Here is a 25,164-nt window from a genome sequence, read left to right as displayed (position 1 = left end):
ATTGGTCGGATAACGACCTCACGTCCTTTCGCAATATCCCGGAAATGCAACAGATCATAGACCCCAAAACGGATTGTGGCCCTCCCCTCGCCGGTCAGACAGAACCGGTGCCGGTGGGCCTTGACCTTACTACCATGGTAATCTTATTTCTAACGTAACCACTAGCGCGCTGGGCCCGTGCCGCAAGCTACATCTTGGCGGAGCTCCGGCAGAATGAGAGGAAATCGCCGTGAATATCGGAGAAGCAGCGGCCGCATCGGGCGTTTCGGCAAAGATGATCCGCCACTATGAATTGATCGGGTTGATCAAATCGGCCGACCGGACCACATCCGGTTATCGCGTCTATTCCGGTAAAGATCTCGATACCCTGCGCTTCATCCGCCGGGGCCGTGATCTAGGTTTCTCGATCGAACAAATCCGCCACCTTCTGGCCCTCTGGCGCGATCGCAGCCGCGCCTCGTCTGACGTCAAGCGCATCGCGCTGCAACACGTGGATGAACTGGAGGCCAAGATGCGACAGCTCAGCGAAATGGCCGATACGCTCCGCCATCTCGCCACCCACTGCCATGGCGATACGAGACCCGATTGCCCCATCATCCAGGATCTGGCTCATGCAGATGGCGACGATCTCGCAGGGTCCGTTTCGTCCAAACGGCCCGGCGGGCTCAAGGGAACGCTGGCCAACTGATCACACCGGGTTATCCGGCCAGATATCAGGATTGCGCCGTGGGCGGACCTCTGCTACGTCGAATAATCGGAAGTTTCCGTAACGGCAGATGCGCGTATCCAGGCGTGGAGCGAGACGCTGGTCGTCCGGAAAACCTGGCCTCTCTTTAGGTAAGGATGTCGGCAAGAGCGCCATCATTTCGGCCAATCAGGGCATTAAACGGCCGCTCAGTACGAGTTTTTTGATCATCATCTCGCCCGATCGGCCGCTTTAGGCGAAACCGGTCCGGTTCCCGCGTAACCCAGTCCTCATCAAAATCAAGGAATGACCGAAGTGCCTGTTCGCACAGTTGTTTGGGGTGAAAACATCCACGAAAATACCAGTGCCCTGGTCCGGAGCATCTATCCCGATGGCATGCATATGACCATTGCCAATGCGCTCAACAGCGACGCAGCGATCAAGGCGACAACTGCTACGCTACAGGAGCCGGAGCACGGCCTGAGCGAAGCGAGGCTTGCGGGCACCGATGTGCTGGTCTGGTGGGGCCATAAGGCGCATGGCGAGGTTTCCGATGCCGTCGTGGAACGGGTCGCCAGGCGCGTATGGGAGGGTATGGGCCTGATTGTCCTCCACTCCGGCCATTTTTCCAAGATCTTCAAGCGGCTGATGGGAACGCCTTGCGCCCTCAAATGGCGCGAGGCAGGCGAGCGCGAGCGCCTGTGGACGATCAATCCCCGCCACCCGATCGCATCCGGCCTCGATGAAAGCTTCGTCCTCGAAAACGAGGAGATGTATGGCGAGCAGTTTTCGGTTCCCGAACCGCTGGAGACAGTGTTCATCTCCTGGTTCCAGGGAGGCGAAGTGTTCCGCTCCGGCCTCACCTGGCGCCGTGGCGCCGGCAACATATTCTATTTCCGCCCCGGCCATGAAACCTACCCGACCTATCACGACGCCAATATCCAGAAGGTTCTGATCAATGCGGTCAAATGGGCCCACAATCCGCAGGGCGATCTGAAGAGCATCACCGATGCGCCAAACGTGCCGGTCGAAAAGGCGCACGAGCCAATCACCGAGCGCGGCCCCAAATTGCATCAACCCGGCAAAGCCGGTTATCGCTAGAGCGAGTCCAGGGAAAGGGCGTAGCGGTTTTCGAAAAACATCCTGCTCCAGTTATGGAATCTATCACGATGAGACTGATTGTTGTTGGAACCGGTGCGATGGCCACAAGCCAGGCGAACCATTTCAAGGCCATGGACGGTGTCGAGATCGTCGCCGCCGTCGATACTGATCCCGTCCGGCTCGCCGAATTCTCCGATCATTTCGGTATCGAAAAGCGCTTCCTGTCACTTGACGAGGCGATTGCCTGGGGCGAGTTCGACGCCGCAACCAACGTTACGCCCGACCGCATGCATCATGCCACATCGCTGGCGCTGATTGCCGCCGGCAAGCACGTTTTCTGCGAAAAGCCCCTCGCAGAAAATCATGCCGACGCTCTGGAGATGGCCCATGCTGCCGAGGCGGCCGGTGTCATCAACATGGTCAATCTGACATACCGTAACGTGCCTCAGCTGCAATATGCCCGCGGGATGGTGCTGGCGGGTCAACTCGGCACGATCCGCCACGTGGAAGCCTCCTATCTCCAGAGCTGGCTTGTTTCCCGCGCCTGGGGGGACTGGCGGAGCGAATCCCGCTGGCTCTGGCGGCTGTCGACGAGCCATGGTTCAAACGGTGTTCTGGGCGATGTCGGCATTCACATTCTCGACTTCGCCGCCTATGGCGCAGCGACCGATATCGACCACGTGTTCTCCCGACTTAAGGCCTTTGATAAGGCGCCGGGTGGTCAGATCGGTGAGTACAAGCTGGATGCCAATGACAGCTTCACCATGTCCGTCGGCTTTGCCAATGGTGCACTCGGCGTCATCCATGCCAGCCGCTGGGCGACCGGTCACCTCAACGAACTGAAGCTGCGCATCTATGGCGAACTCGGCAGCATTGAGGTCACCCATCGCCCGACGGATTCCGAACTGCGCGGTTGCCTCGGCGAAGATATCGAAACCGCGACCTGGAGGAATATCGATGTCCCTGCGGTGCCGACCAATTACGAGCGGTTCGTCAAAGCGGTCATAACGGGCCAACAGCCCGATCCGAGCTTCCGCTACGCCGCCGATTTGCAGAAGGTGATCGACCTCGCTATCGTGTCGGAAAAGGAACGGCGCGAATTGACGCTCCTGCCTCCGGTCGAAATTGTCAGCATGCCGGAAATACAGGTTTTTGCGGATCTCGAACCACTGCCCGTCGCAACTGAGATGCCGGCGTTGCGCCTCATGGACGACACGCTTTGGCAGGAACCGGAGCCGCGACCGGCTGCCGATTAGAAAGGGCGACATCATGGAGATCATCAGAAATGGCGAACAGCCATCGGGCAAAGGGCCCGCCGACTGGTTCACCGGCATGGTCCGCGTCGATCCGTTGTTCCAGCCTAATGACGCCAGGCGCGCGGCTGCGGCGAACGTCACGTTCGAGCCCGGTGCCCGGACGGCATGGCACACCCATCCGGTAGGTCAGACGCTTATCGTGACATCGGGTGTCGGTCTCGCGCAGCGTGAAGGCGGTCCCGTCGAGGAAATCCGCCCTGGCGACATCGTCTGGTTTTCACCCGGCGAAAAACATTGGCACGGCGCCTCGCCCGCAACGGCGATGACCCATATCGCCATTCAGGAACATCTGGACGGCAGGGTCGTCGATTGGCTGGAGCATGTAACGGACGAGCAGTATCAAGGCAAACGAGCCTTTTAAGCGGGTCAATTCGAGACAAAGAAACCGGTGGGCCGCCTGCACTGAAGTGGCAACCGGCCTGTGGCCGGGCCACCTGCTCATTACTTCACGGCGTAACGCATTTCCGTCCTCACGGATTTCGGCATCTGCCGCTTCAATGATTTGGATAGATGACGGTCGCCAGTCCCTCGATCACCAGCGTCAAGACCTTGCGAGGACATATTTATAGGATCCGGATCGGGCCGCAAGTGGTCCGCATTGTAGATAACAAAAAAGCCCCTGGCTGGAAGAGCCAAGGGCTTGATTGAACATTGAAAGTGTCATTAATTTTGGTTGCGGGCGCTGGTTTCGACTGCTCGCATAAAACCGCCTGGCCGATTGGTGTCTTCGGCCTTGGCGAAGTCGTGGATGCCAAACTCGCCCGCGTAGCTCGGCATGGACCTCGCCCCGCTTGGCTCCCGGTGTGAGCACGATTTCACCGATGAGCGAGCGCAGCGTTTCCGCCGCCTGCCTGCCGCCCTCAGGGTCGTTCAGCGCCTCGGTGAAACGCTCGATGCGCAGCCGGTAGGCATTGGCGATATTGGGGTGGATGTCGGGAACGTCTGTTGGAATCTGCGCCATGCGGGCGATGATTTCCGCCTTCTGCCATTCAAGCTCGTCCATCCGCGCCTTCATGGATGGCTGGTACATGCCTTCCTCGATGGCGCCCCGCAATGGCTTTTTCGATCTTGGCGAGAGCTTTCTGATCGGCGGCGGCTTGCGCACGGCGGTCATGGTTCAGGCGGTTCATCTCCGCCGCATAGGCCTTCACGGCTTCCGCAACGGCTTCCGAGGACACCAGTCTTTCCTTGAGGCCGGTCAGCACACGCGCCTCGATGTTTTGGCGGGTGATGGTGCGGTTGTTGTTGCAGGTGCCACGCCGGTGATGTTGAGGCAGGCATAGCGGTTCGGCGTGATAATGCCGACCTTGCCGCCGCAGCATCCGCAAATGAGAAGCATAGCATGCCCCACTCGCGCGCGATTGCCCTGCGCTCGTTGCGCACGCGGCGGCGGGCCGCGCGGTCGGCTTGGCTGTCGGCGAACAGCTCGAACGGGTCGTTCTGGTCGTTCTGGTCGTTGAGCCGCGAAATCTTGAGCCGCCGCTCGGCCAGCGACTTGAGGCCGTATTTGGCGTCGATGAACTTGTAAAGCCGCATGGCTTGCCCTCCGTTCGGCCGCCGGACTAGGGGCCCGGCGCCGTCAGGCTTCGGCACCGCTTCTTCTCACCATACCATAGGCTCATCATCCTGTCCGTGTAGACGAACTCGTCTACCGCATCGCTGCTGGTCGTCTCGTCGTTCTGCGGGTCATCGTCCCGCTCCGCCGGCGCATGCAGCCGTTTGGTCGTGTCGGACCACACCGCCTCGCACCGCGCGGCAAACAGGTTGCTAAGCTCGCTCAGCACGTGCGGCTCCGACCAGCCTTGCTCCATATCGCCGGCTGGGTCGGTGCGCTGATCGTGCTGGCCGAGACGAAGGATGCGGACAAGAGGGCGGCATGGGCGAAACGTGGGGCTGCGTTCTTTCGCAGCAAATCGCGGCGATCTGCTCCGACATCTGAAGGCGACATTGGCGGCGCTCCGGCAACCGGCATCAGGCGATACGGGCGCGGCATGATATACGCACCTGGCAAGTTGAGCGCCGCGAGCGCACGCGACATCTGATCGAATTGGGCGTGCTCGTCGTCAAAGCAGGGGTCGTTGAACTGGCCGGCGATGACCGCGCCTTGATCTACGGCGCGCTCATCTGGATGGCCGAAAAGCTCAAAGGCGATCAGGGCGAACAGGCGCGAGCGTTGTGGACAGCGAAGGGAAAGAACGCATTCGAAGATCGCGGGGCGACCCCATGACAGACGCCTGCTTGAAACCCAACTCGCCCAGCAGGCGGATTAGTCTGAAGCGCCTCGCTGGTCCAGCCTGAGGGTTCACTCCGATCCCGGGTCAGCTCTCAGTGCATATCAACAGCGGGACATCGGACAGCATGACAACTCTTCCGCCGCTTCTCCTTCCGCGTCGCTCACTATCGGCCCAGAAGCGTATCACCCAATTGCCGGTTGGTAACTTATTACGAACATCGCACTTCAATCCGGATTGCGTTGTACTGAAGAGACGCTCTTCTAGGGGAAAAGAAAAGAATGGACACTGCTAGCCAAGCATGCAGTCCGGGTGGCAACTTAGTATCAGCTATCTCTTTGGCATGCTCCGCGACCTGGCAAGCTGCCGGACGGTGGTCACAGCCCCCACCCTAGCAGTTTAACTGTTGACAGGCTGTATTGCTTGTAACGCGAAGCTCGCTATTCTCAACCTTCTATAGACATAGCCGATTGAGCGGTCGATGTTGGCCCGACAGAAGGAAGGAAGATGGTGGAGGACGAGGTCCAATTCGGCCCATTCGTCTTGAGTCCGGGAAGGCGTACACTCACGCGGGATGGCAATCCCGTCACATTGGGCAGCCGGGCGATTGACATTCTAGGCTACTTGACCGCCAGCGCCGGAAAGTTGCTCACGAACGCTGAGATCATTCGTCATGCCTGGCCTAACACCTTCGTCGATGAAACCAATCTGCGCGTACATATCTCCGCGATACGGAAGGCTCTGGGGGACACCAAACGCGAGCCAAGGTATATCACCAACGTTCCCGGTCGCGGCTACACCTTCATCGCTGCGGTAGCATCGCTCGCAAGCCCCGATTTGGGAATACCGTTAAGGAGTCCGGCTCAGCTTGTAGCTGCGGAACGCCGTATCAACGCTGGAGTTTTCGGGCGCGCCCAAGTGGTCGAGGCGCTGTCTGAGCGGTTGCTCAACGTGCGGCTTCTCACCATCGTTGGGCCCGGTGGTATCGGGAAGTCGACCGTGGCGCGTGCCTTGCTAGGGCGATCGTCCAACGAAGTCGTTTGGGTAGACCTCGCCGAACTGAGTTCAGGCGAACTCATCTCGACCGAGGTGGCGTCCAAGCTCAACATCTTGTCGAGGTCCGACGACATTGACCGGGAGATAGCGGATGTGCTGGAGAAGCGCGACATCTGCATCGTGCTCGACAGTTGTGAACATGTCGTTGATGAGGCAGCGCTTTTCGTGGAATCCATTCTTGGCCGAACATCGTCGGGGCGATTCCTCGCCACAACCCGGGAGCCGCTGAGGGCTGACGGAGAGTGGGTACACCGTCTCAGCCCCCTAGACCTGCCTCAAACTGGAACTTCGGCATCGGAGGCTTCGCAGTCGCCCGCAGTTCAGCTGTTCGTCGAGCGTGCGGCCGCATGCATAGGTGGATACCAGCTCAGCGAAGATGACGTTGCACATGTTGTGGAGCTCTGTCGGCAGTTAGACGGCATCGCGCTCGCCATCGAGTTGGCGGCTGCACGAATGGATACCATGTCGGTGAAAGCCCTTTCGACATCATTGAAGGACAGTTTCAGGGTTCTCAGCAGAGGCAGGCGAACAGCGTTGCTCCGCCATCAAACTCTGCGCGCAACGCTTGACTGGAGCTACTATGTCCTTTCACCCGTGGAACAGACGGCTCTCCAGCGACTGTCTGTTTTTCGTGGCTGGTTCACGGCTGATGCCGCCATGGCGGTTCTTGATGATCCCGAAGATGTTGTCGAAAGCCTTGTTTCGAAGTCACTGGTTGTCGCCGAAGCCTTGTCGGATGCCACTCGGTACCGTCTTCTGGACACGACCCGCCTGTATGCCGGTGAAAAGCTCGTGGAGAGCGGAAGTTATCGTTCGATTATGCTGCGACTCGCCGAATATCTGTCCGACCTTTTCGAGATGAGCGAACAGGAGCTTTACTTGACGTCCATGGACGAGTGGTCCGAGGACTTTTCGCGGCATGTCGCAAGCCTGAGGCTCGCTCTAGAATGGGCGTTCGAGCGCGAGGGGGACGAGATGATGGGCGTCAGGCTTACCGTCGCAGCACTGCCGCTGTTTTTCCGTCTTTCGCTTCTCGATGAATGCTTCACCGCGGTTACCAAGGCGATCGCCTATCTCGATGCCCACCCCGATATCGACGAGCGACGCCGCATGAAGCTCTACGCAGCTTTAGGATGGCCGCAGATGCGGTCGACGGAGGCTCCGGAGAAAGGAATCAACGCGTGGACAGCGGCCCTGCGGATTGCAGAACGTCTTGGAGATGTCGACTATCAACTCCGCGCGATATGGGCCATGTGGGTCGATGCCATAAACCGCGCGCAGCCCCAGTTAGGCCTCGAATACTCAAATCAGTTCGCGACTGTCGCGGCAGGGTCCCGCGATCCGGTGGACCAGATTGTCGCGAAGCGCCTCTTGGGCGCGACGCTACATTGGCTGGGACGACATGAGCAGTCGCGCGAAATCCTGGTGCAGATGATCGCCGAGTACGACGCTCTGCCGACCGGCCAGACGGCTCGGTTCCAGTTCGATCAACGGATCACCGCCAAGATCATCCTCGCGCGAGACTATTGGGCGGTTGGCGAGGGCGAACGCGCGCTGTCGGAAGTCCAGGCATGTGTCGAACAAGCTATCTCCATCGGGCACGAATTGTCTCTAACCAACGTGCTTGCAGAGGCCGCGTGCCCCCTTGCGCTGTTGGTAGGCAAGATCGATCTCGCCAAGGACTATATTGCGCTCTTGAAAGACCATACTAAGTCGCTGTCGTTGGATGTCTGGCACTGCTATGCAAGTTGTTTCCAAGCAGAGATGAAGCTTTGGGAGGGGAATGCCCCTGAATGCCTAGATGAGCTTCGGGCAAGCATGGCGATCCTCGACCGCGCAGGCTTCGTCCTGTTCAAGACCTATTTCCAATCGGTCGAAGCGAAAGCGCTGGCGGCTTTGCTTCGTTTTGATGAAGCTGCGGCGAAGATCGAAGAGGCGCTTGCGCATTGCGAGACGTCGGGAGAGCGCTGGTGCAAACCGGAATTGCTTCGGGTCAAAGGCCTTCTGGTTCTTAAGGGCGGCGGTCCAAACGGCTCCGCGCTTGCTGACGTTTGGTTCCAGGCAAGTAGGGCCGAAGCCAGAGCTCAGGGCGCCATCGCATGGGAACGACGGCTCGATCCAAGTCTCTCATGGCTGCCAGCGGCTTTCGATGCCGATGGAAAGACAGAGATCGTCGACTTGCCAGCCGCCGAGCCGAACGCATCCGATCGTCGAGCCCTCCACTGATCGGTCCCCTTTACACAGATTTACAACTCCTCACTGGCTCGCCCAGAGCCGCGCCAATAATCTGCGGGCAAAGAGGCATTGGCATGGCGACCGTTCAATTCAGAGTGCTGATCGTATTGGACGGCGAAGATCGAGTGGGTTTTTCCAACAGAAATCTCACTCTCGACCTCGCAATGACCTACAATGCCCTCCGACGTTCAGGAGTGGAGGTCGTGTTCGCCTGCGAAGGCGGTGGCTTCCCCGCTGTAGCCGGCCACATGCGCAAGTTTACGGACGAGCCTGAGATCGCAAGATTTCTAAGCGATAAAACGGCTCGGAGCGACATCGCGGACGCGCTCACGATCGAGCAGATCGTCGTAGATGACTTCGACTTTGCGATTTTCTTTCTTGCAGAGCCAACCGACCTTGGTCCTGCGAATGCTCTGAAGTTGTTGTTTCTCGACGAGGGCAAGAAAGTTGTGCTTCCGCATGGTACGCCAGCCCGCCAAAATGGTCGAGGCTTGCTCATCGTTCGGAATTCGGCTGTCGACTTTGACTGGCTAACCTCCATCTTTGAGTGAGAAGATGGGGCTCTTTCGCATCGATTCACAACCATTGACTCGGCAGTACGCAAGCACGCTCCCAGAATTGACGTGTTCTATCCATCCTATCGGAGACACGTCGATGACCAATTTTTACCCAAACTCGATCAATCGAAGGGAGTTCTTCTCGCTTGCGGCCGGCGCGGCGCTGGCGGGCGTGGCCGGAGTACCGGCTCATGCCCAGGCCATACATCGATTTGACCACGGTGATTTCGACATCGCGGTATTCAGCGACGGCTTTCTCACGCTTTCAGCGGACATCCTGCTCCCCGACGCCACACCCGAGGTTCGTGAACCGATCCTGAGGTCCATGGGCGGCGACAAGACGGGCGCGCGGGTCCAAGCGAATGTTCCCTTGATCCGCTACGGCAATGACCTAATTCTGATCGACAACGGGGCCGGTGGTAACTTTCAGCCGAGTAGCGGGCGGCTTGCGGACAATCTCAGGTCAACCGGAGTCGATCCTGCGTCGATCACCAAGGTCGTGTTCACTCACGCCCATCCCGACCACTCAGGCGCAACGACCACTGCCGACGGGAAGGTCCTCTATCCCAACGCCAAGTACTTTATCGGTCAGGCCGAGTGGGATTTCTGGACCGACAAGGACTTCGAAATGCGTCGGCCGGTGGCGCTCCATGGGTTCGCCAAGGGCGCTCAACGAGACCTGTTCGCCGTCGCGGACCGCATCACGCGCGTGAAGGAGGGTGACGAGATCGTCCCAGGGATGTCGGTCGTCAATACGCCTGGCCACACGCCTGGCCATATCTCGATCGAACTCGCCGGCCGTGACAACCTCATTGTCACGGGTGACGCCTGCACAAACGACGTCATCTTCTTCCAGCATCCTCAGTGGCATTTCGGATTCGACACCGACGCGGAGCTTGCACTCAAGAATCGGCGCGATCTGCTCGACCGCGCCGCAAATGAAAAGCTGAAGTTGCTTGGCTACCATTGGACCTATCCAGGCGTGGGATACGCCGAGATAAAGGGCAATGCCTACAGGTTCGTGGCAGCCTGACGAGAGTCCGATCGTGTTCGTGAGAGGGACCGGGCCTGCACGGCCGGGTCCCTTTTCTTTATACGCTGCACACCACCTGGAACTTCGATTCTCAGAGATTTACGGCCCTTAACTCGCGTTAAGCTGCCAGCTCCGCCACGCTTCATCTCGTCGAACAGAGGCATTCACGCCGCCAAGGAGACGAACATGAAAGCGACAGTCATCTCGCTGCCCTCGGTCACAGCAACGCGGCGTGATCTTCTTATCGGCGGAGGTGCGGCGCTCGCCGTCGCGACTCTTCCGAAACCGGCTCCGGCCGCTACCGCATCCACCGCACTCGAACAGGGAAGCTCCACCATGTCCTACATCACCACCAACGATGGCACTGAAATCTTTTATAAGGACTGGGGTCAGAAGGACGCCCAGGCAATCGTCTTCCATCATGGTTGGCCGCTCTCGGCGGACGACTGGGACAACCAGATGATGTTCTTCCTCGGCCAAGGGTTCCGCGTCATTGCGCATGACCGCCGTGGCCACGGCCGCTCAACGCAGACGGATACCGGCAACGAGATGGATACCTACGCCGCAGACGTCGCGGCGCTGGCCGAAAAGCTCAATCTCAAGGAGGCCATCCATGTTGGTCACTCCACGGGTGGCGGCGAAGTCGTCCATTACGTCGCCCGCTCCAAGCCGGGCCGCGTATCCAAGGCGGTCATCATCGGTGCCGTCCCACCGATTATGGTCAAGTCCGAGAAGAACCCCGGCGGGTTGCCGATCGAGGTGTTCGACGGCTTCCGCGCTGCGCTGATCGCCAACCGCGCCCAGTTCTTCCGCGACGTGCCCGCAGGTCCGTTCTACGGCTTCAACCGTCCGGGGTCCGAAATCTCCGAGGGCGTGATCCAGAATTGGTGGCGGCAGGGCATGATGGGGGGTGCCAAGGCGCACTATGACTGCATCAAGGCCTTCTCGGAAACCGACTTCACCGAAGACCTCAAGAAGATCGATCTCCCGGTCCTAGTTATGCACGGGGACGACGACCAGATCGTGCCTTACGCCGACTCCGCGCCGCTGTCGGCCAAGCTGCTGAAGAACGGCACACTCAAGACCTACGCGGGCTTGCCCCACGGCATGTGCACAACCCATCCGGACGTGGTCAACGCCGATCTCCTGGCGTTCTTCAAGTCCTCGTCCTGACACACCTCAGCTCAAGCAGCGAGACAAGGAGAATTCCAATGACGAAGACAATTATGCTCATCCACGGAGCCTGGCTGAATGCCAAGAGCTGGGAAGGCTTCAAGGCCCGCTACGAAGCCAAAGGCTACACCGTTGTGACCCCGAACTGGCCTTATGACGACCGCGATCCGGCTGATCTGCGTGCCAATCCGCATCCCATGCTCAAGACAATCGGTGTGAAGGGAATCGTCGAGCACTTCGAGGCGGAAATCCGCAAACTGCCCGAGCAGCCTATCATCATTGGCCATTCGGCCGGCGGGGTGTGGACCCAGATACTGCTCGACCGTGGTCTCGGCGTCGCCGGCGTCGCGATTGACCCCGCGCCGACGACCGGAATTCGGCTCGGCATCCATTCGATCGTCTCTGCTCTCCCGGTGCTGTGTTCCTGGGGCAGTTGGAAGCGAACCATGCACATGTCGCGCGAGTTCTTCGGTAAGCGCTTCGCCAATACGCTCCCGAAGGATAACGTCGACTATTACTACGACCGCTATATCGTCCCGACTGCGGGCAAGGTCTACTGGGACGGCATCCTGACTTCGGTCGGAAAGATCCGCTGGGACAATCCCGACCGCGCCCCGCTGCTCCTCATTGGCGGCGGCTTCGACCTCATCGCCGACGCGAGCATGACTAAGGCGATCTACGAAAAGCAGAAGCGTGCCGCATCTCACACTGCCCTCAAGATATTCGAGGACCGTTCGCATTTCATCTGCATCGACGCGGGCTGGGAAGAGGTCGCCGATTTTGCGCTCGACTGGGCGGTGCGCCATGCACGCCTTGTTACGTCCAATGTTGCCAATCTCTCAATTGGCAATGCCGCTTGAAGCCTGACGGGCGCGACCGAGAAGCCCCTGCGCGGTTCGCCCGAAGTCCTAGTCAGCCATCTGAAGGAGATCACTATGACCAAATCCATCGCCATCGTCACTGGAGCATCCTCCGGCATCGGTTCAGTTTACGCCGACAGGCTCGCCGCCCGAGGTTATGACCTCATCATGGTCGCACGAGATCTTGAAAGGCTGCGCAACGCCGCCAACCACCTGACTGAGAGTTACGCAGTCGCCATCACGCCACTGCCTCTCGACTTGAGCAAGCACAGCGACCTAGACATCCTTCTCAAGCGCATCCGAGAAGACGAGAATATCGAACTTCTCGTCAACAGCGCCGGCATCGGGCCGAGCGGCAATGTCCTGGACGCCAGTGAGGACACTCTCGGCCGAATGGTGCATCTCAACGTCGATGTCCTGCATGCCCTCACCGTCGCCGCCGCAAAGACATTCGCCGCCAAGGGCGCGGGAGCGATCATAAACATCGCGTCCGTCGTCGCTCTGATGCCAGAACGCTTCAACGGAAGCTATGCCGCCGGAAAGGCGTTTGTGCTCTCGCTCACACAGGCGCTCGATGTCGAACTGCGGCCCAAGGGCGTCCGCATCCAAGCGGTTCTGCCAGGCTTCACCAAGACTGAAATTTTCGAACGCGCTGGTTTCGACAGCTCCGTTATCCCCACAGCAATGATGATGGACGCAGGGCAGATGGTCGATGCCGCGCTCTCCGGCTTCGACGCTGGCGAACTCGTCACGATACCATCGCTCGGCAACGAAGGCCTCTGGAAGGCTCTTGACGACGCCCGCCACGATTTGGGGCCGCATCTCTCCCTCGACAGACCAGCCGCCCGGTATCTCGGCTCACCCGATGCATCTTTCTGCAGGCGAGATAGCTCTTCGACAGAGACGATGCCACATTGATGTTCCCGATGCCGCGGTCCTCGGGCCAAAGTCCACCATTCTACCGTAAGCGATTCGAACTTTTTCACCGCCCATTGCCGCCGGTACTACGCCTTTTCACGCGCAGGCTCTTTCCTGCTCCTATGCGCAGGGGTCGCCCAGCACGACAGTGCGGTTCGTCAGATCCTCGGCGATGCGTCGGAAAATGGGCAGCACCAAAGACTCAGGGTGAGTGAGCTGAAATTTGCTTCGGCTGACGCTGATGCCGACGCGATCGCGCAGTCCTTCGGAGGAGAGAAGCCGGTTGACCGTCGACCAGGGTATCTTCTTCGCCGGCAACATTCCGGCAGCCTCCAGGCGCTTTTCGATCTCGTCAGCGACGTTCACGCCGCTGCCCTTGCCGGTCCACTCGACGAATGTGGCCGTCATCCGGTCTGTCCAAGAGTTGCAACCGACTCCGCCCCGTGTGCCGGCGTGTCGCCTCAGGAGGATTTCGTCGATCCGCTCGCGGTCGGTTTCAATCTGGCAGTCTAGCCGGTCGGGAAAGACGCCTTTCGTCGCCCAGCAGCGCCACCCCATCGCGAAACTGCGTGTAATCGTAGGATCGATCACCTTCGTCTCGGACACCTGGCGCGGCTCGGTCGCCGTCCAAGAGTCCGAATCCAACAGGATCAAAAGTGGCAATACGAATGATGAAGGTATCTGCCGCCGACCGCTGCGGATCACTGCACTTAGCCCGTTCAAGAAAACAGCAGGCTGAGCTCGCCCAGAAATATCTATCGCTCTGCTCGTGGCGAACTCCGCCGCTGTGCCAAGCGCGCCCGTGACGCTGTTGGATCACCCGAATTGACATACCGGCACTGCATCTTGCCCCTTAGACGGCGATCAGGACGTCACGGGCCTTGGGCATCCAGATCCTAACGTCCTGATCCGGTACATGTGCCCGGCCTCCGCTCTGGCCGGGCCGGTTGCTTGGGGGCGCTGTCCCCTGGCGCGCCGCATCGGGTGATGATGAGAACTATGTCTACTCTGTTGCACTCCAGAACCTCCCAATTGGGCGTGAGCCAATCGCGCGGGTTAATATCCTCTTGCCTCAATCCCGATGTCGTAGCGCGTCGACGATGATCTTGAACGCGGGAAGATTCTGACGGCGGCTCGGGTAGTAGAGGAAATAGCCGTCGAAGAAGGGTGACCAATCATCGAGAACCTGCACTAGCAGGCCCGAAGCGATGTGCCGCTCCACGATGTTCTCGGGCACATAGGCGATGCCGTAGCCGTTCACCGCCGCGTCGATCATGGCATAGGAATTGTTGAAGGTAAGCTGGCCAGCAACGCGGACACGCAACGCCTGCCCATTCTTCTCGAACTCCCAGGCATAAAGGCCCCCGGCGGTCTCGTGGCGCATGTTGATGCAGATGTGCCTGACTAAGTCCTGTGGGTGTTCCGGCACGCCCCGGGTGGCGAAATATCCGGGCGACGCGACGGCCACTAGGCGCCAGTCCGGACCGATGCGCACCGCGATCATGTCTTTTTCGACACTCTCCCCCAGCCGGATGCCGGCGTCGAAGCCTTCCTCGACGATGTTGCGGAACGTGCTGTCGAGGATCAGTTCGACACCGATATCGGGATAGGCGCTGAGGACCGGCTTGAGCTTGGGCCAGACCACACTTTCCAACGCGTGGTCGGACAAAGTCAGCCTGATCGAGCCTGACGGTTTCTCGCGGAAGGCCATCAGTGCCGCGATCTCATCCTCTATTTCGGCGATGCGCGGGGCGATCGTCTGTAACAGCCGCTCTCCTGCGGCGGTTGTCGCGACATTGCGCGTGGTACGGGTCAGGAGGCGTATGCCCATTCGCGCTTCGAGCTGCTTGATCGTGTGGCTGAGCGTCGACTGCGCCACGCCAAGCTTGGCCGCGGCCCTGGTGAAGCTGCGTTCCTCCGCGACGGCCTGAAACCACGTCAGTTGATTGAGATCGGTTCTGGCCATGAGGTTCCTTCTTTTGCCGTCTCGCGACAGATTATTCGATGTAGTCGATTAGTTCATGCCAATTTCGATGGGTAATCGCTTTATGTCAAAACCATTAGATTTGCACTGCAACATTTCAGCAGGAGCGTATGAATATGGCGATTGCCGCCACGGCAGATGCAGGTCGCAAACCGGACGCAGCCTGGGGCGCGGTTCTCTCGATGGCGCTCTGCGTGGCGATACTGACCGCCTCGGAATTCATGCCGGTCAGCCTGCTGACGCCGATGGCCAAAGGACTGCGCGCAACCGAGGGACAGACCGGACAGGCGATTTCGATCAGCGGCCTCTTCGCGGTGGCGGCGAGCTTGGTCATCACCACCGCCGCTGGAACGCTGAACCGCAAATGGATTCTGGTCGCGATGACGGCTCTCATGCTGTTGTCACTGGTTCTGGTTGCGGCAGCCCCAAATTTCCCGATGCTGATGATCGGTCGCGCCCTCTTGGGCATCTGCATCGGCGGGTTCTGGGCGCTGGGGCTCCTGCTTTTAGGCGGCTCGGTGGTCACGGCGGGCCTGTTTTCTCGCACTCTGGGGCGCGATGAACACCGCAATGTCGGTGATCTGGATGACTTGGCTGTCGCAGAACGCGGACGACGCCCCGGAGGCCGCCGGCAGCCTGATGGTCGCAGCCATCCAGGCGTCGATCCTGCTCGGTGCCGTGGTCGGCGGGCTGCTGCTCGACAGCATGTCGATCGTCGCGACCTTCATCGGCAGTGCAGTTCTCGCGGGCTTCGCAATCATACTGATCGGCAGTGGCCGGCGGCTGCTGAAACCCGAATGACCGGCAGGATCGGCCAATCTCAAACCCACGCTAACCTTGCAGGAGATCACAGATGCCTACGAACACCCCTGATACGACAAACCGGAAAGCGCCGGCCCGAACCATCCACCGGCGCGAGTTGATGAAGCTGACCGGGGCGGGCATCGCCGCATTCGGTACTATGTCACTTGGAAACCTAACCTTCGCAAAGGCTCAAGACATGTCCAATGGTGCGAACAATTTTTATACGAGCGATCAGGTGACGCTGGAGAAAGTCACCTTCAAAAGCCAATACCAGATGAATGTCGCGGGGAATCTGCTCGTTCCCAAGAACCTCGACCGCAATGCGCGTCATCCGGCGATCGTCGTTGGCCACCCAATGGGTGCGGTGAAGGAACAGAGCGCGACCCTCTACGCCACCAAGATGGCCGAGCAGGGCTTCGTCGCCATGGCGATCGATCTGCCGTTCTGGGGCGAAAGCGAGGGCGAAGCGCGACAGATGGTTTCGCCGGATGTCTATGCCGAGGCATTCAGCGCGGCGGTGGACTTCCTCGGGACACGAGCGTTCGTGGACCGCAACCGCATTGGCGCGATTGGTGTTTGCGGCAGCGGCAGCTTCGTCATCAGCGCCGCCAAGATCGACCCGCGCATGCGCGCCATCGCCACGGTCAGCATGTATGACATGGGCGCGGCGAACCGGAACGCACTCAATCACTCGCTCTCCGTCGAGCAGCGCAAGCAGATCATCGCGGCGGCGGCCGCGCAGCGCTACTCCGAATTCGAAGGCGGCCAAATCCAGTATACGGGCGGAACTGATCTCGAACTGACCGCTTCGACGCATCCCATCCAGCGGGAGTTCTACGACTTCTATCGGACACCCCGCGGAGAGTTTACCCCGGTGGATGTCTCCAACCAGGTAACGACCAAGCCGACGCTGACCAGCAACGTCAAGTTCATGAACTTTTACCCGTTCAACGATATCGAGACGATCTCGCCGCGCCCGATGCTGTTCATCAGCGGCGATCAGGCGCATTCCAAGGAATTCAGCGAGGAAGCTTACAGACTGGCAGCCGAGCCGAAGGAACTAGTCTGGGTCCAGGGTGCCGGTCACGTCGATCTCTACGACCGTGTGGACCTGATTCCGTTCGAGAAGTTGACCAACTTCTTCAATCAGCACCTCTCCGCGTAAGTGGCGAGATGGGGCCTGCGCTTGCTGAAACAGGCTCCATCTGCATAAAAACGGAGGAATGAGCCATGCTGAAATCACTGCTGAGCGCCGGCGTTATTGCATTTGGAATGGTTGGACCCACGATGGCTCAAGAACGTATTCGCATTTCATCAGACTGGGGCGAGGTCACCGCCAATCTTGCCGATAACGAAGCCGCAAAATCTCTTGCTCAGATGTTGCCGCTTACCATTGAGATGAGCGACCACCTTCGCCAGGAGAAGACCGGCAATCTACCGGCTCCATTGCCGGAACAGACACGGCAGCGCGACTTCTCGGTCGGCACGCTCGGGCTGTGGAGTTCCGATCATTTCGTGATCTACTATCGGGATGGTCGCGTCCCTTCGCCTGGCATCATTGTGCTCGGGAAGGTCGCCGGCAATGTTTCGATCTTTGACCGTCCCGGTTCCATCACGGTGAGAATTGAGCGTGCTGACTGAGGCGCATGTAGCGCGGTGCAGCGGCGTTCTGCGTTCGCAGCCGAAATAGATTTAGAGTGAAATGGCTCATGCCGATCCAAGTAATAATATGGCACGTGCCTGCTGATCAGAAATCAGCCACTCAACCCGAAGAGATTCGAACTTCTTCCACCGCCTAACGCCGCCGTTTCCACGCTTTTTCGCTCGCGGCTATCACCCGCTCTTTTGCACGAGTGTAGTCCGGCGGGAATCGGCGGCTATATCGCACTATCGGCTGCCTTGCCGAGAGATGGGTGACAGTTCATTCCGGAGACATGGGTTACACCTTTTGCCTTTGCGAGGAGAGCAAAGGTGCCTTGGCAGGAGTGTAACGTCATGGATGAGCATCTCAAATTCGTCGCGCGGCTTCTCGATGGCGAAAAGATGGCGGCGCTGTGCCGGGAGTTCGGCATCTCGCGCAAGACCGCTACAAGCTGATCAATCGCTATAATCACAGCGAACTGGAGGGGCTGAGCGACCGCTCACGGCGACCTTACCGGCACGCTAATCAGCTTCCTTTCCAAACCGAGACGCTGATTGTGCGTGACCGGAAGTGGATTCGGTAACATCGGGTTCAAACGTGGTTCAGCTTTCAGCTAAGCAAAGGCTGAAATCGACACTCCGTTCAAGGAGGCCGTTCTTGTCGGAGCTATCGTCAAAGCCTTCCACGACGACGGTGGCCAGCCGATAGGTAACTTCCGTCTGCAAAAGGCGGTTTACTTCGCACGTCGCCAGATGGGCGAAAGCGCGCTCGACAAGGAATATCTGCGCAAGGCCGCAGGCCCCTACAATCGAAAATGCGCTATTCCGGCGGCATCAAGATTGCCACGGACAAGAACTGGATCAAGCGCGCGACCGGCAAATATGGAGAAGGCAACGCGCTGGTCGATACTGCCGCAGAAATGGAGGAATGGATTGAACGCTACCAGTTCGCTCCCGCCGCCGCATGGGTGCGCGACCGCTTCAAATACAAATCCAACGACCTGTGGGAAGCGCTCGCAACCATCGACTACGCCAAGCTGGCCGTAGAACACGACGCCACCGGGCCAAGCCCTGCGGTGATCCTTGCCTACATTGAAGCCGACGACGAATGGCGTCACAAAATCGAAAGCTACGCCTCACAGAAGCGTCGATTCAAAACGTCATGGTCGAGCTTGAGACCTTGTTTGCAGGCGTAGGCGGTAGCGACTGATGCGAGCAACGTAAATAGCGCAGATGGCACGGGTACACGTGACATCTGCGTCGGACAAATGAGCCAACGACCGCAAGTGATTCGAACTTTTTTACCGCCACCTGCTCATTACTTCACGGCGTAACGCCTTTCCGTCCGCACGGATTTCGGTATCTGCCGCTTCAATGATTTGGATATGACGGCGGTCGCCAGTCCCTCGATCACCAGCGTCAAAGACCTTGCGAGGAGATATTGTAGGAACCGGATCGAGCCGCAAGTGGTCCCGCATTGTAGATAACAAAAAAGCCCCTGGCTGGAAGAGCCAAGGGCTTGGTTGAACATTGAAAGTGTCATTAATTTTGGTTGCGGGGGCTCGCTCCTCTCTTGACCTGCTTTGTTCTTCACTCAACCTGAAGCCAAAGCTAAGTCTCTGAACAGGAAAGAAAATAGCGCCTCGCGCGCGACTTTAGCTGTCGCATCAGGTTCATTCTCGGAGCACCGAAATGAACCCAGAAACGTCAATCAAAACCCCCAAGCCGATCTCGCTCCGGCTCACCAAAAAAGAACGGGCTGCCCTCGAAAGGGCGGCCCAGGGTATGACCTTGAGTGCCTACATCCGCGCCTGCATTTTTGCGGACGGAGAGGCCAAACGCAAAACCAAAACCCGTATGCCCGTCAAAGATCACGAGGCGCTTGCCCGTGCCCTCGGCCTGCTTGGCCAGTCTCGGATCGCAAACAACCTCAACCAGCTTGCCAGACACGCCAACTCCGGATCACTGGCCGTGGATGAGACCACCGTTGAAAAGCTGGAAGAATCCTATGCGCATGTGATCGCGCTGCGCGACCAGCTTGTCGCTGCCCTCGGACTCCTGGAGGAAAAAGCACGATGATCCTCAAGGGCAATCAGCGCGCAGGCGGGATGCAGCTCGCCGTCCACCTGATGAACACGCGTGACAATGACCATGTCACGTTGCACGACATCCGTGGCTTCGTTGCTGATGACCTTTCGGGCGCCTTCAAAGAGGCGTTCGCCATCAGCCGGGGCACGCGCTGCAAGCAGTTTCTGTTCTCGGTAAGCCTAAGCCCGCCGGAGACCGAAAATGTCCCCGTCGATGTGTTCGACGATGCCATAGAAGCAATCGAGGAAAAGCTTGGTCTGTCCGGCCAGCCGCGCGCGGTGGTGTTCCACGAGAAAGACGGTAGACGTCACGCCCATTGCGTATGGTCACGCATCGATATCGAAACCATGACGGCGATCAATCTTCCCCACTACAAGCTCAAACTGCGCGACGTGTCACGCCAGCTCTACATTGAGCATGGCTGGTCGATGCCAAAGGGCTTGATGAATAGCCAGGAGGGAAATCCGCTCAATTTCAGCCGCGAGGAATGGCAGCAGGCAAAACGCATCGGACGCGATCCACGAACCATCAAGGCGATATTTCAGGATTGCTGGGCAACCTCCGATGGCCTGCGCGCCTTCCAAAATGCTCTGGAAGCAAGGGGCTATTACCTCGCATCCGGCAAGCGTGGCTTTGTCGCCGTCGACTGGCAGGGTGAGGTTTTCGCCGTATCAAAGTGGACAGATCAGCGCGCCAAGGATGTCAGGGCAAAGCTTGGCGATCCTTCGGCACTCCAAAGTGTCGAGGATGTCTCTGCACACGTCGCCAAGCTGGTGGACCAGAAGCTCGAAAAATTCTCGGCCGATATGCGCCAGCAACTTGAAAAGGCGCGCACTGGCCTTGCCGAAAAGCGTGAAGCCCTTGTTCAGCGGCAGCGGACGGAACGCCAGGAGTTGAAAGAACGGCAGGCCGAGAGGCTAACGCAAGAAAACCAGACGCGCGCTGATCGCTTCCGAAAAGGCCTGCTCGGTCTTTGGGATTGGGTGACGGGTCGGCGCGCGACAACCCGAGAGCAGAATGAGGCAGAACTCGCCGAATGTCTAAAGCGCGACCAGGATCAGCAACAAAAGCTGATCGAACGGCACCTAGCCGAGCGGCGTGAACTTCAGCTGCAAATGAAGCGTCTTCGCGACAGGCATGAACTTGATCGAAACAGTCTGGGCAGTGCCAAATCACTGCTTGGCCAAGATCGACTAGTAAAAAGCGACGATGACTCATCGCCGCGTTTGGAAAAGGGGAAACAGCTAAGATTGAACCCGTAAGGATGCTTTCAAGTTCAATCGCAGAGGAACCGAACTCAGCTGTCAAGGTTTCCTTGACAGCTGAGCGCCCGACGCCTGCGGCTATGCCACCTCCGTCTTCCAGGGTATCGAAGCTTCTTCTCGCGCCAAAAGCCAATTGGCGGCTTCAGATGCCTTCGAAGCGGCGGTGAAAATCGCCTTCTTGTCGCTCTTGAAGACAGTCAGCCAGTTGCGAATATAGCTGGCATGATCCTCGCGCGGCGTAGGCGTGATACCAAGATCAGCGCATAGAAAGGCGGCCCCGAGTTCAGCAATCAGCTCCTCGACAGCATAAGCTTCGTTCCCAAAGCGCCCCGCCAGGTCGCGATCAAGTCGCGCCTTAGCGCCTGTCCAGTGGGTCAATTCGTGAAAGAGCGTCGAATAGAAACATTCGGCGGCGGTCGACGTCTTTGTATCCAGGAAACGCCTGCGCTCCGGCATCAAGATTTTGTCGGCACTTGGAATGAAACAAGCCTCATCGCCAGTCTCGTCTATGCGTGCTCCACTTGCAGCCACGAAGGCCTCGGCTCGAACGATGGGGTCAAACTTTGCCTGATCGGGAAGATCGACGGTATCCTGGTCATACCCTTCGACCTGCGCAGCATTGAATACCCAGCTCGCTCTGGCAATCATGCGCTGATGTGGTTCATCAGCATCCTTCTCAGCTTCACCAATTTCGATTGTCTTGTAGAAGACGACGAGTGAAGCCTTTTCGCCTTTGCGAACGTGATGACCCTGCGCTTGCCACTGACGATATGTGCCCCAGATGTTTGACGGAAACTCGTGGGCAAGGGCTGCGACCCACAACGAGATGATGTTGACACCGTTGTACGCATTCTTGCTGGCGACGTTTACGGGCCTGCCGAAGCCACCGGCCTTGTCGGTGATCCAGGGTAGCTGGAATTCACCTGCGGTTTCGAGTGCATCAACGATGCGGTTTGTGATCTCCTGATGGACATCGAACTTTTTTGAAGATTGGGACATGGTTTCTCTCCTTGCCGGTTTGAAGCCGCGACCATCGCGGCCTGATGGCGTCCGGAGAGACAGGCCAGCGCAGCGCTGGCACCCCGTAGGGGCGGGCAACGCGGAAAGACGGCGAATGCCGTTGCGAGCGATAAGCAGGACTGTCAGGAAAGCCGATAAGAAGGCCGCTTAGGTCCCGGATGTCCGGCTGAGAAGGCAACAAAAACTAAGCTAAAAAGCCGATTAGGATATACACGCAATCCGTTTATACGCTTAGGCGCATAAATTAGCTTTATACGCAACAGCGCATAAGGGGGCGATATACGGCACAGCGTATATTGACAATAAATACGCTTCCGCGTATATTCATGCGCAGAGAGGTCGCATGAATAACATTGTCCGGACACCGCCCCACATCGGAGCAGCCATAAGACGGCAGCGCAAATTGAAGGGGCTCACGCAAACCCAGCTCGGAGAAAAAACCAAACTCCGGCAGGCTACGATTTCGCAGTTAGAGAACGGCGAAGGTGGCGTCCAGCTCAAGACGCTGACCGATGTGCTCGCTGCCCTGAATCTGGAGCTGGTCATACAGGAACGGTCCACGTCTGCGCGTGACATTGAGGATCTGTTCTAGATGGCACGTACCAAGAAAAATCCACCTCTACGGGTACTGCTCAACGGAAGAGACGTCGGCATGCTGACACGCGCCTCCAGCGGCGCGATGATTTTCAGTATGCGCGGGAGTGGCTTGAATGGGACAATGCTATAAGCGCCACGCTCCAACCTGGCGGCAGAAGGAGTTGAACCAGCTTCTCGTCAAATACCGGGGACAGCTGGAGCCGAAACTGACGCCGAAATACGTCCTGAGCACCGAAACCTCGCCAGCGGCATTGAGCAGACAAGCCTGGACCAACGTCGAGCAGCGCATTCAGCAGCGGCAGAAGCGTCTTCTGGAAATCAGCAGCCGTATGCAGCTCCGTGCCGGTGAGAAAGACGCCATCTCCCTGAAAAACAACAACAAGCTCGATATCTAGCCAGCTTACGGAAAAGCGCTAGTTAAAACAAATATTTAGAAGACAAGAGAACAAGGCAAGATTGTTTCAAAATTCACAAAATACTTCAAAATAGGATCTTTTTCCTATATTGTAGTTCTTGTTTTGTTCTTGTATTGTAAGGAGGAAGAATTTGACCAAACGGACCGGAAAGGCAGACAATGGGCGCAAGGCTCTCGACCGTCAGGTCGGGGCACTTGACCCCCGTATTGTCGAATTGGTCCGTTTTCTGGCGCGTCGAGCGGCTGAGCAGGACTACGAGGCAATGCGGGCTGTCCAACGCAACAATAAGAGTCTGCCAGAAAGGAACAAAGACCCATGATCCGCGCCGCCATCTATGCCCGCTATTCCTCCGACCTCCAACGCGATGCCTCCATCGAAGACCAGATTAGGGTCTGCAAAATGCGAGCCGAACGCGAGGGGTGGACGGTCATCAACTGCTATACGGATCATGCGATATCCGGCGCGTCCTTGATGCGCCCTGGCATTCAGATGTTGATGCAGGACGGCGCAGCGGAACGCTTTGATATCGTCATCGCGGAGGACCTCGACCGGTTGTCGCGCGATCAGGAGGACATTGCTGGCTTTTATAAGCGCATGTCGTTTGCTGACGTCGATATCTACACCGTGGCTGACGGCAAAATCAGTGACCTTCATATTGGTTTGAAGGGCACGATGAATGCGCGCTTCCTAAAGGACCTTGCTCAGAAGACGCGGCGCGGTTTTGCGCGGCCGTGTCGAGAAAGGCAAGTCAGGGGGCGGCAATGCCTATGGCTACGATGTCGTGCATCAGTTGAGCGCGACGGGAGAGCCTATTCGCGGCGACCGCACCATCAACCAGTTTGAAGCCGATGTCGTTCGACGCATCTTCAAGGAATATGTGTCTGGCCTATCGCCCAAGGCAATTGCGCATCGCCTGAATAAGGAAGGTGTACCCGGCCCGAGAGCCAGTGAATGGGGACCCTCAACGATCTACGGCAATCGCCGTCGTGGCACAGGCATTCTGAACAACGAGCTCTATGTCGGCCGTCTTGTCTGGAACAAGATGCGCTACGTGAAGGACCCGGACACCGGCAAACGGATTTCACGTCGAAATCCTGAAAGCGAATGGTGCATTACCGAGACGCCTGAGCTGCGTATCATCGATGAGGACACCTGGAACGCCGTGAAGGCGATGCAGAAGGATCTCAACGAAAAAGAGCAATTCTGGGAGAAGCAGCGTCCGCGCAATCTGTTCTCCTACCTCGTCAAATGCGGCGAGTGTGGTGGTGGATGCTCGAAGATTTCTGCCGAGCACTATGGGTGCTCGACATCGCGGAACAAAGGCACCTGTACAAATCGGCGCTCCATCAAGCAGGCCGATTTGGAAGGCGCCGTTCTCGGTGCTTTGCAACGACACCTGATGCAACCCGAGGCGTGCGACCAGTTCTGCCGCGAGTACACGATGCATCTCAATGAGATTCGCCGTGAGCGCAACGTCGCCTACGCGCGTCATGAAGCCGAGCTGAGAAAGCTGGAAAAGGATACGCGAAAAATTATCGAAGCCATCAAGTCCGGCTTCGCCAACCCCAAGCTTAAAGCTGAACTTGATTATATCGTTCAGCGCGAAGAAGAATTAAAAGTGCTGATGGAAGGCGCGGCGGAAGACCTGCCCGCACTCCATCCATCCATGGCTGACCGCTACAGAAAGGAGGTCACAAACCTAATCGATTCACTCAATGACCAAGAGAATCGCACCGAGGCAGCGACCCTGCTGCGAAAACTGATCGACAAGATCGTTCTCAAACCGGACCCCGATGGGCCTGGCTTGCTGATCGATCTGCATGGCGATCTAGCAGGGATACTGACCATGGCAGCGAAAAACGGCAAATCTCTCACACCGGGCGATTTGTCGATGTTGCAGGAAAAGCTAGGAAAAAGCCCGGAAACCAATGACGCCAGCCCTAAAAGCACTGAGGGCCGCCCTGAACTTTCGTTCTCGGGCGACCCATCAGTTAAGCTGGTTGCGGGAGCTCGCTCACCGCTTGCCCTTTCCTTCGAGGAAAAGAGCGCGTTCAAGATGGTTGCGGGGGCAGGATTTGAACCTGCGGCCTTCAGGTTATGAGCCTGACGAGCTACCGGGCTGCTCCACCCCGCGTCAAAGAAGTTATCGGCGATGGGCCGTTTGTTTAGAGAAGATGTTTAATT

The 25,164-nt window shown here is 58.2% G+C and carries 27 protein-coding genes, 1 tRNA gene and 4 pseudogenes; 25 read left to right on the top strand and 7 right to left on the bottom strand.

The features are described 5' to 3' along the window. Positions 1 to 229: 229 nt before the first annotated feature. The 4 genes and pseudogenes from cueR to DUT91_RS22270 all read left to right on the top strand — a co-directional run bounded on the left by cueR (position 230) and on the right by DUT91_RS22270 (position 3,463). A complete protein-coding gene (gene cueR, locus DUT91_RS22285) occupies positions 230 to 688 on the top strand; it encodes a Cu(I)-responsive transcriptional regulator (RefSeq protein ID WP_114442668.1) in 459 nt (152 codons plus the stop codon). 312 nt (positions 689 to 1,000) lie between these two features. Further along, positions 1,001 to 1,786, top strand: a complete 786-nt coding sequence (locus DUT91_RS22280) for a ThuA domain-containing protein (protein ID WP_114442686.1) — start codon at positions 1,001 to 1,003, stop codon at positions 1,784 to 1,786. 68 nt (positions 1,787 to 1,854) lie between these two features. Further along, positions 1,855 to 2,889, top strand: a pseudogene (locus DUT91_RS22275) (Gfo/Idh/MocA family protein); the annotation flags it as partial. 166 nt (positions 2,890 to 3,055) lie between these two features. Beyond that, positions 3,056 to 3,463 carry a (R)-mandelonitrile lyase gene (locus DUT91_RS22270; protein ID WP_114442667.1) on the top strand — a complete coding sequence of 136 codons (408 nt, stop codon included), beginning with the start codon at positions 3,056 to 3,058 and terminating at the stop codon, positions 3,461 to 3,463. A gap of 180 nt (positions 3,464 to 3,643) precedes the next feature. Here DUT91_RS22270 and DUT91_RS26300 read toward each other — a convergent pair whose 3' ends face one another. Further along, positions 3,644 to 4,105, bottom strand: a complete 462-nt coding sequence (locus DUT91_RS26300; protein WP_200835061.1) for a hypothetical protein — start codon at positions 4,103 to 4,105, stop codon at positions 3,644 to 3,646. Further along, complete coding sequence (locus tag DUT91_RS26295) at positions 4,092 to 4,424, bottom strand: hypothetical protein (protein ID WP_200835060.1); 333 nt, start codon at positions 4,422 to 4,424, stop codon at positions 4,092 to 4,094. Before DUT91_RS26295 ends, DUT91_RS26300 begins: the two co-directional genes overlap by 14 nt. An 85-nt stretch (positions 4,425 to 4,509) precedes the next feature. Here DUT91_RS26295 and DUT91_RS25875 point away from each other — a divergent pair, with 85 nt between their 5' ends. Beyond that, positions 4,510 to 4,668, top strand: coding sequence for a hypothetical protein (locus DUT91_RS25875; RefSeq protein WP_160113688.1), 159 nt, complete (start codon positions 4,510 to 4,512; stop codon positions 4,666 to 4,668). Here the strand turns inward: DUT91_RS25875 and DUT91_RS26290 are convergent. After that, on the bottom strand, positions 4,665 to 4,886 hold the full coding sequence (locus DUT91_RS26290) for a hypothetical protein (protein ID WP_200835064.1): 222 nt from the start codon (positions 4,884 to 4,886) through the stop codon (positions 4,665 to 4,667). The genes DUT91_RS25875 and DUT91_RS26290 overlap by 4 nt on opposite strands. Positions 4,887 to 4,928: 42 nt before the next feature. Between DUT91_RS26290 and traD the strand changes: the two are divergent. The 8 genes and pseudogenes from traD to DUT91_RS22225 form a co-directional block, all read left to right on the top strand. Continuing rightward, positions 4,929 to 5,144: pseudogene (gene traD, locus DUT91_RS26870) on the top strand (conjugal transfer protein TraD); the annotation flags it as partial. A gap of 11 nt (positions 5,145 to 5,155) precedes the next feature. Then, the gene (locus tag DUT91_RS22255) at positions 5,156 to 5,329 is read left to right on the top strand and encodes a conjugal transfer protein TraD (protein WP_245419903.1); all 174 of its coding nucleotides are present in this window, start codon (positions 5,156 to 5,158) and stop codon (positions 5,327 to 5,329) included. A gap of 511 nt (positions 5,330 to 5,840) precedes the next feature. Beyond that, the gene (locus DUT91_RS22250) at positions 5,841 to 8,615 is read left to right on the top strand and encodes an ATP-binding protein (RefSeq protein ID WP_245419901.1); all 2,775 of its coding nucleotides are present in this window, start codon (positions 5,841 to 5,843) and stop codon (positions 8,613 to 8,615) included. 83 nt (positions 8,616 to 8,698) lie between these two features. Then, complete coding sequence (locus DUT91_RS22245) at positions 8,699 to 9,175, top strand: type 1 glutamine amidotransferase family protein (protein WP_114442664.1); 477 nt, start codon at positions 8,699 to 8,701, stop codon at positions 9,173 to 9,175. A 103-nt stretch (positions 9,176 to 9,278) separates the two neighbouring features. Beyond that, positions 9,279 to 10,214 (top strand): MBL fold metallo-hydrolase, encoded by a 936-nt coding sequence (locus tag DUT91_RS22240; RefSeq protein ID WP_114442663.1) that lies wholly within the window; start codon positions 9,279 to 9,281, stop codon positions 10,212 to 10,214. 336 nt (positions 10,215 to 10,550) lie between these two features. Continuing rightward, positions 10,551 to 11,387: an alpha/beta fold hydrolase gene (locus tag DUT91_RS22235; protein ID WP_245419907.1), complete on the top strand. Its 837-nt coding sequence runs from the start codon at positions 10,551 to 10,553 to the stop codon at positions 11,385 to 11,387. A 38-nt stretch (positions 11,388 to 11,425) separates the two neighbouring features. Continuing rightward, entirely contained in the window at positions 11,426 to 12,247 is an 822-nt protein-coding gene (locus DUT91_RS22230; RefSeq protein WP_114442661.1) for an alpha/beta hydrolase, read from the top strand. Positions 12,248 to 12,322: 75 nt separating this feature from the next. After that, positions 12,323 to 13,165, top strand: a complete 843-nt coding sequence (locus DUT91_RS22225) for an SDR family NAD(P)-dependent oxidoreductase (RefSeq protein WP_114442660.1) — start codon at positions 12,323 to 12,325, stop codon at positions 13,163 to 13,165. Between the two features lie 120 nt (positions 13,166 to 13,285). Here the strand turns inward: DUT91_RS22225 and DUT91_RS22220 are convergent, their stop codons facing one another. Both DUT91_RS22220 and DUT91_RS22215 read right to left on the bottom strand, forming a co-directional pair. After that, positions 13,286 to 13,870: a hypothetical protein gene (locus tag DUT91_RS22220; protein ID WP_147272238.1), complete on the bottom strand. Its 585-nt coding sequence runs from the start codon at positions 13,868 to 13,870 to the stop codon at positions 13,286 to 13,288. A 367-nt stretch (positions 13,871 to 14,237) separates the two neighbouring features. Continuing rightward, positions 14,238 to 15,131, bottom strand: coding sequence for a LysR family transcriptional regulator (locus DUT91_RS22215; RefSeq protein WP_114442658.1), 894 nt, complete (start codon positions 15,129 to 15,131; stop codon positions 14,238 to 14,240). A gap of 128 nt (positions 15,132 to 15,259) precedes the next feature. Between DUT91_RS22215 and DUT91_RS27310 the strand changes: the two are divergent. The 8 genes and pseudogenes from DUT91_RS27310 to DUT91_RS22180 all read left to right on the top strand — a co-directional run. Next, a pseudogene (locus DUT91_RS27310) lies at positions 15,260 to 15,601 on the top strand (MFS transporter); the annotation flags it as partial. A 118-nt stretch (positions 15,602 to 15,719) separates the two neighbouring features. After that, positions 15,720 to 15,950 carry a hypothetical protein gene (locus DUT91_RS26860; RefSeq protein ID WP_245419898.1) on the top strand — a complete coding sequence of 77 codons (231 nt, stop codon included), beginning with the start codon at positions 15,720 to 15,722 and terminating at the stop codon, positions 15,948 to 15,950. 52 nt (positions 15,951 to 16,002) lie between these two features. Next, on the top strand, positions 16,003 to 17,118 hold the full coding sequence (locus DUT91_RS22205) for an alpha/beta hydrolase (RefSeq protein WP_200835059.1): 1,116 nt from the start codon (positions 16,003 to 16,005) through the stop codon (positions 17,116 to 17,118). Positions 17,119 to 17,183: 65 nt separating this feature from the next. Continuing rightward, on the top strand, positions 17,184 to 17,594 hold the full coding sequence (locus tag DUT91_RS22200) for a cyclophilin-like fold protein (RefSeq protein ID WP_114442656.1): 411 nt from the start codon (positions 17,184 to 17,186) through the stop codon (positions 17,592 to 17,594). 330 nt (positions 17,595 to 17,924) lie between these two features. Further along, positions 17,925 to 18,166, top strand: a pseudogene (locus tag DUT91_RS22195) (helix-turn-helix domain-containing protein); the annotation flags it as partial. A gap of 243 nt (positions 18,167 to 18,409) precedes the next feature. Then, positions 18,410 to 18,790, top strand: a complete 381-nt coding sequence (locus DUT91_RS22190; RefSeq protein WP_114442655.1) for a hypothetical protein — start codon at positions 18,410 to 18,412, stop codon at positions 18,788 to 18,790. Positions 18,791 to 19,286: 496 nt separating this feature from the next. After that, positions 19,287 to 19,673, top strand: coding sequence for a plasmid mobilization protein (locus DUT91_RS22185; protein ID WP_114442654.1), 387 nt, complete (start codon positions 19,287 to 19,289; stop codon positions 19,671 to 19,673). Next, positions 19,670 to 20,944 (top strand): relaxase/mobilization nuclease domain-containing protein, encoded by a 1,275-nt coding sequence (locus DUT91_RS22180; protein WP_114442653.1) that lies wholly within the window; start codon positions 19,670 to 19,672, stop codon positions 20,942 to 20,944. Before DUT91_RS22185 ends, DUT91_RS22180 begins: the two co-directional genes overlap by 4 nt. 81 nt (positions 20,945 to 21,025) lie before the next feature. Here the strand turns inward: DUT91_RS22180 and DUT91_RS22175 are convergent, their stop codons facing one another. Beyond that, on the bottom strand, positions 21,026 to 21,946 hold the full coding sequence (locus DUT91_RS22175) for an ArdC family protein (RefSeq protein ID WP_114442652.1): 921 nt from the start codon (positions 21,944 to 21,946) through the stop codon (positions 21,026 to 21,028). Positions 21,947 to 22,310: 364 nt separating this feature from the next. Here DUT91_RS22175 and DUT91_RS22170 point away from each other — a divergent pair, with 364 nt between their 5' ends. From DUT91_RS22170 to DUT91_RS26855, 4 genes are all read left to right on the top strand, one after another. Next, positions 22,311 to 22,559 (top strand): helix-turn-helix domain-containing protein, encoded by a 249-nt coding sequence (locus DUT91_RS22170; protein WP_114442651.1) that lies wholly within the window; start codon positions 22,311 to 22,313, stop codon positions 22,557 to 22,559. Between the two features lie 118 nt (positions 22,560 to 22,677). Continuing rightward, positions 22,678 to 22,959, top strand: a complete 282-nt coding sequence (locus tag DUT91_RS22165) for a hypothetical protein (RefSeq protein WP_114442650.1) — start codon at positions 22,678 to 22,680, stop codon at positions 22,957 to 22,959. A 336-nt stretch (positions 22,960 to 23,295) separates the two neighbouring features. Continuing rightward, positions 23,296 to 23,823 carry a recombinase family protein gene (locus DUT91_RS26285; RefSeq protein WP_200835058.1) on the top strand — a complete coding sequence of 176 codons (528 nt, stop codon included), beginning with the start codon at positions 23,296 to 23,298 and terminating at the stop codon, positions 23,821 to 23,823. After that, the gene (locus DUT91_RS26855) at positions 23,762 to 25,081 is read left to right on the top strand and encodes a recombinase family protein (protein WP_342634473.1); all 1,320 of its coding nucleotides are present in this window, start codon (positions 23,762 to 23,764) and stop codon (positions 25,079 to 25,081) included. The genes DUT91_RS26285 and DUT91_RS26855 overlap by 62 nt, the downstream gene beginning before the upstream one ends. Here DUT91_RS26855 and DUT91_RS22155 read toward each other — a convergent pair. Continuing rightward, positions 25,038 to 25,114 (bottom strand) — tRNA-Met (locus DUT91_RS22155). The genes DUT91_RS26855 and DUT91_RS22155 overlap by 44 nt on opposite strands. Positions 25,115 to 25,164: the final 50 nt, after the last annotated feature.

Source organism: Paramesorhizobium salinisoli, assembly GCF_003335045.1.
Classification (GTDB): domain Bacteria; phylum Pseudomonadota; class Alphaproteobacteria; order Rhizobiales; family Rhizobiaceae; genus Paramesorhizobium; species Paramesorhizobium salinisoli.
Note: the sequence above shows the minus strand (reverse complement) of the source record. Positions and strands in the feature narration are given on the sequence as shown.

Coding starts and splice junctions, on each gene's coding strand:
- DUT91_RS22270 (WP_114442667.1), top strand. CDS start 3,056: ATGGAGATCATCAGAAATGGCGAACAGCCATCGGGCAAAGGGCCCGCC.
- DUT91_RS26300 (WP_200835061.1), bottom strand. CDS start 4,105: ATGGACGAGCTTGAATGGCAGAAGGCGGAAATCATCGCCCGCATGGCG.
- DUT91_RS26295 (WP_200835060.1), bottom strand. CDS start 4,424: ATGCTGCGGCGGCAAGGTCGGCATTATCACGCCGAACCGCTATGCCTG.
- DUT91_RS22250 (WP_245419901.1), top strand. CDS start 5,841: ATGGTGGAGGACGAGGTCCAATTCGGCCCATTCGTCTTGAGTCCGGGA.
- DUT91_RS22245 (WP_114442664.1), top strand. CDS start 8,699: ATGGCGACCGTTCAATTCAGAGTGCTGATCGTATTGGACGGCGAAGAT.
- DUT91_RS22240 (WP_114442663.1), top strand. CDS start 9,279: ATGACCAATTTTTACCCAAACTCGATCAATCGAAGGGAGTTCTTCTCG.
- DUT91_RS22235 (WP_245419907.1), top strand. CDS start 10,551: ATGTCCTACATCACCACCAACGATGGCACTGAAATCTTTTATAAGGAC.
- DUT91_RS22230 (WP_114442661.1), top strand. CDS start 11,426: ATGACGAAGACAATTATGCTCATCCACGGAGCCTGGCTGAATGCCAAG.
- DUT91_RS22225 (WP_114442660.1), top strand. CDS start 12,323: ATGACCAAATCCATCGCCATCGTCACTGGAGCATCCTCCGGCATCGGT.
- DUT91_RS22215 (WP_114442658.1), bottom strand. CDS start 15,131: ATGGCCAGAACCGATCTCAATCAACTGACGTGGTTTCAGGCCGTCGCG.
- DUT91_RS26860 (WP_245419898.1), top strand. CDS start 15,720: ATGTCGGTGATCTGGATGACTTGGCTGTCGCAGAACGCGGACGACGCC.
- DUT91_RS22205 (WP_200835059.1), top strand. CDS start 16,003: ATGCCTACGAACACCCCTGATACGACAAACCGGAAAGCGCCGGCCCGA.
- DUT91_RS22200 (WP_114442656.1), top strand. CDS start 17,184: ATGCTGAAATCACTGCTGAGCGCCGGCGTTATTGCATTTGGAATGGTT.
- DUT91_RS22190 (WP_114442655.1), top strand. CDS start 18,410: ATGCGCTATTCCGGCGGCATCAAGATTGCCACGGACAAGAACTGGATC.
- DUT91_RS22185 (WP_114442654.1), top strand. CDS start 19,287: ATGAACCCAGAAACGTCAATCAAAACCCCCAAGCCGATCTCGCTCCGG.
- DUT91_RS22180 (WP_114442653.1), top strand. CDS start 19,670: ATGATCCTCAAGGGCAATCAGCGCGCAGGCGGGATGCAGCTCGCCGTC.
- DUT91_RS22175 (WP_114442652.1), bottom strand. CDS start 21,946: ATGTCCCAATCTTCAAAAAAGTTCGATGTCCATCAGGAGATCACAAAC.
- DUT91_RS22170 (WP_114442651.1), top strand. CDS start 22,311: ATGAATAACATTGTCCGGACACCGCCCCACATCGGAGCAGCCATAAGA.
- DUT91_RS22165 (WP_114442650.1), top strand. CDS start 22,678: ATGGGACAATGCTATAAGCGCCACGCTCCAACCTGGCGGCAGAAGGAG.
- DUT91_RS26285 (WP_200835058.1), top strand. CDS start 23,296: ATGATCCGCGCCGCCATCTATGCCCGCTATTCCTCCGACCTCCAACGC.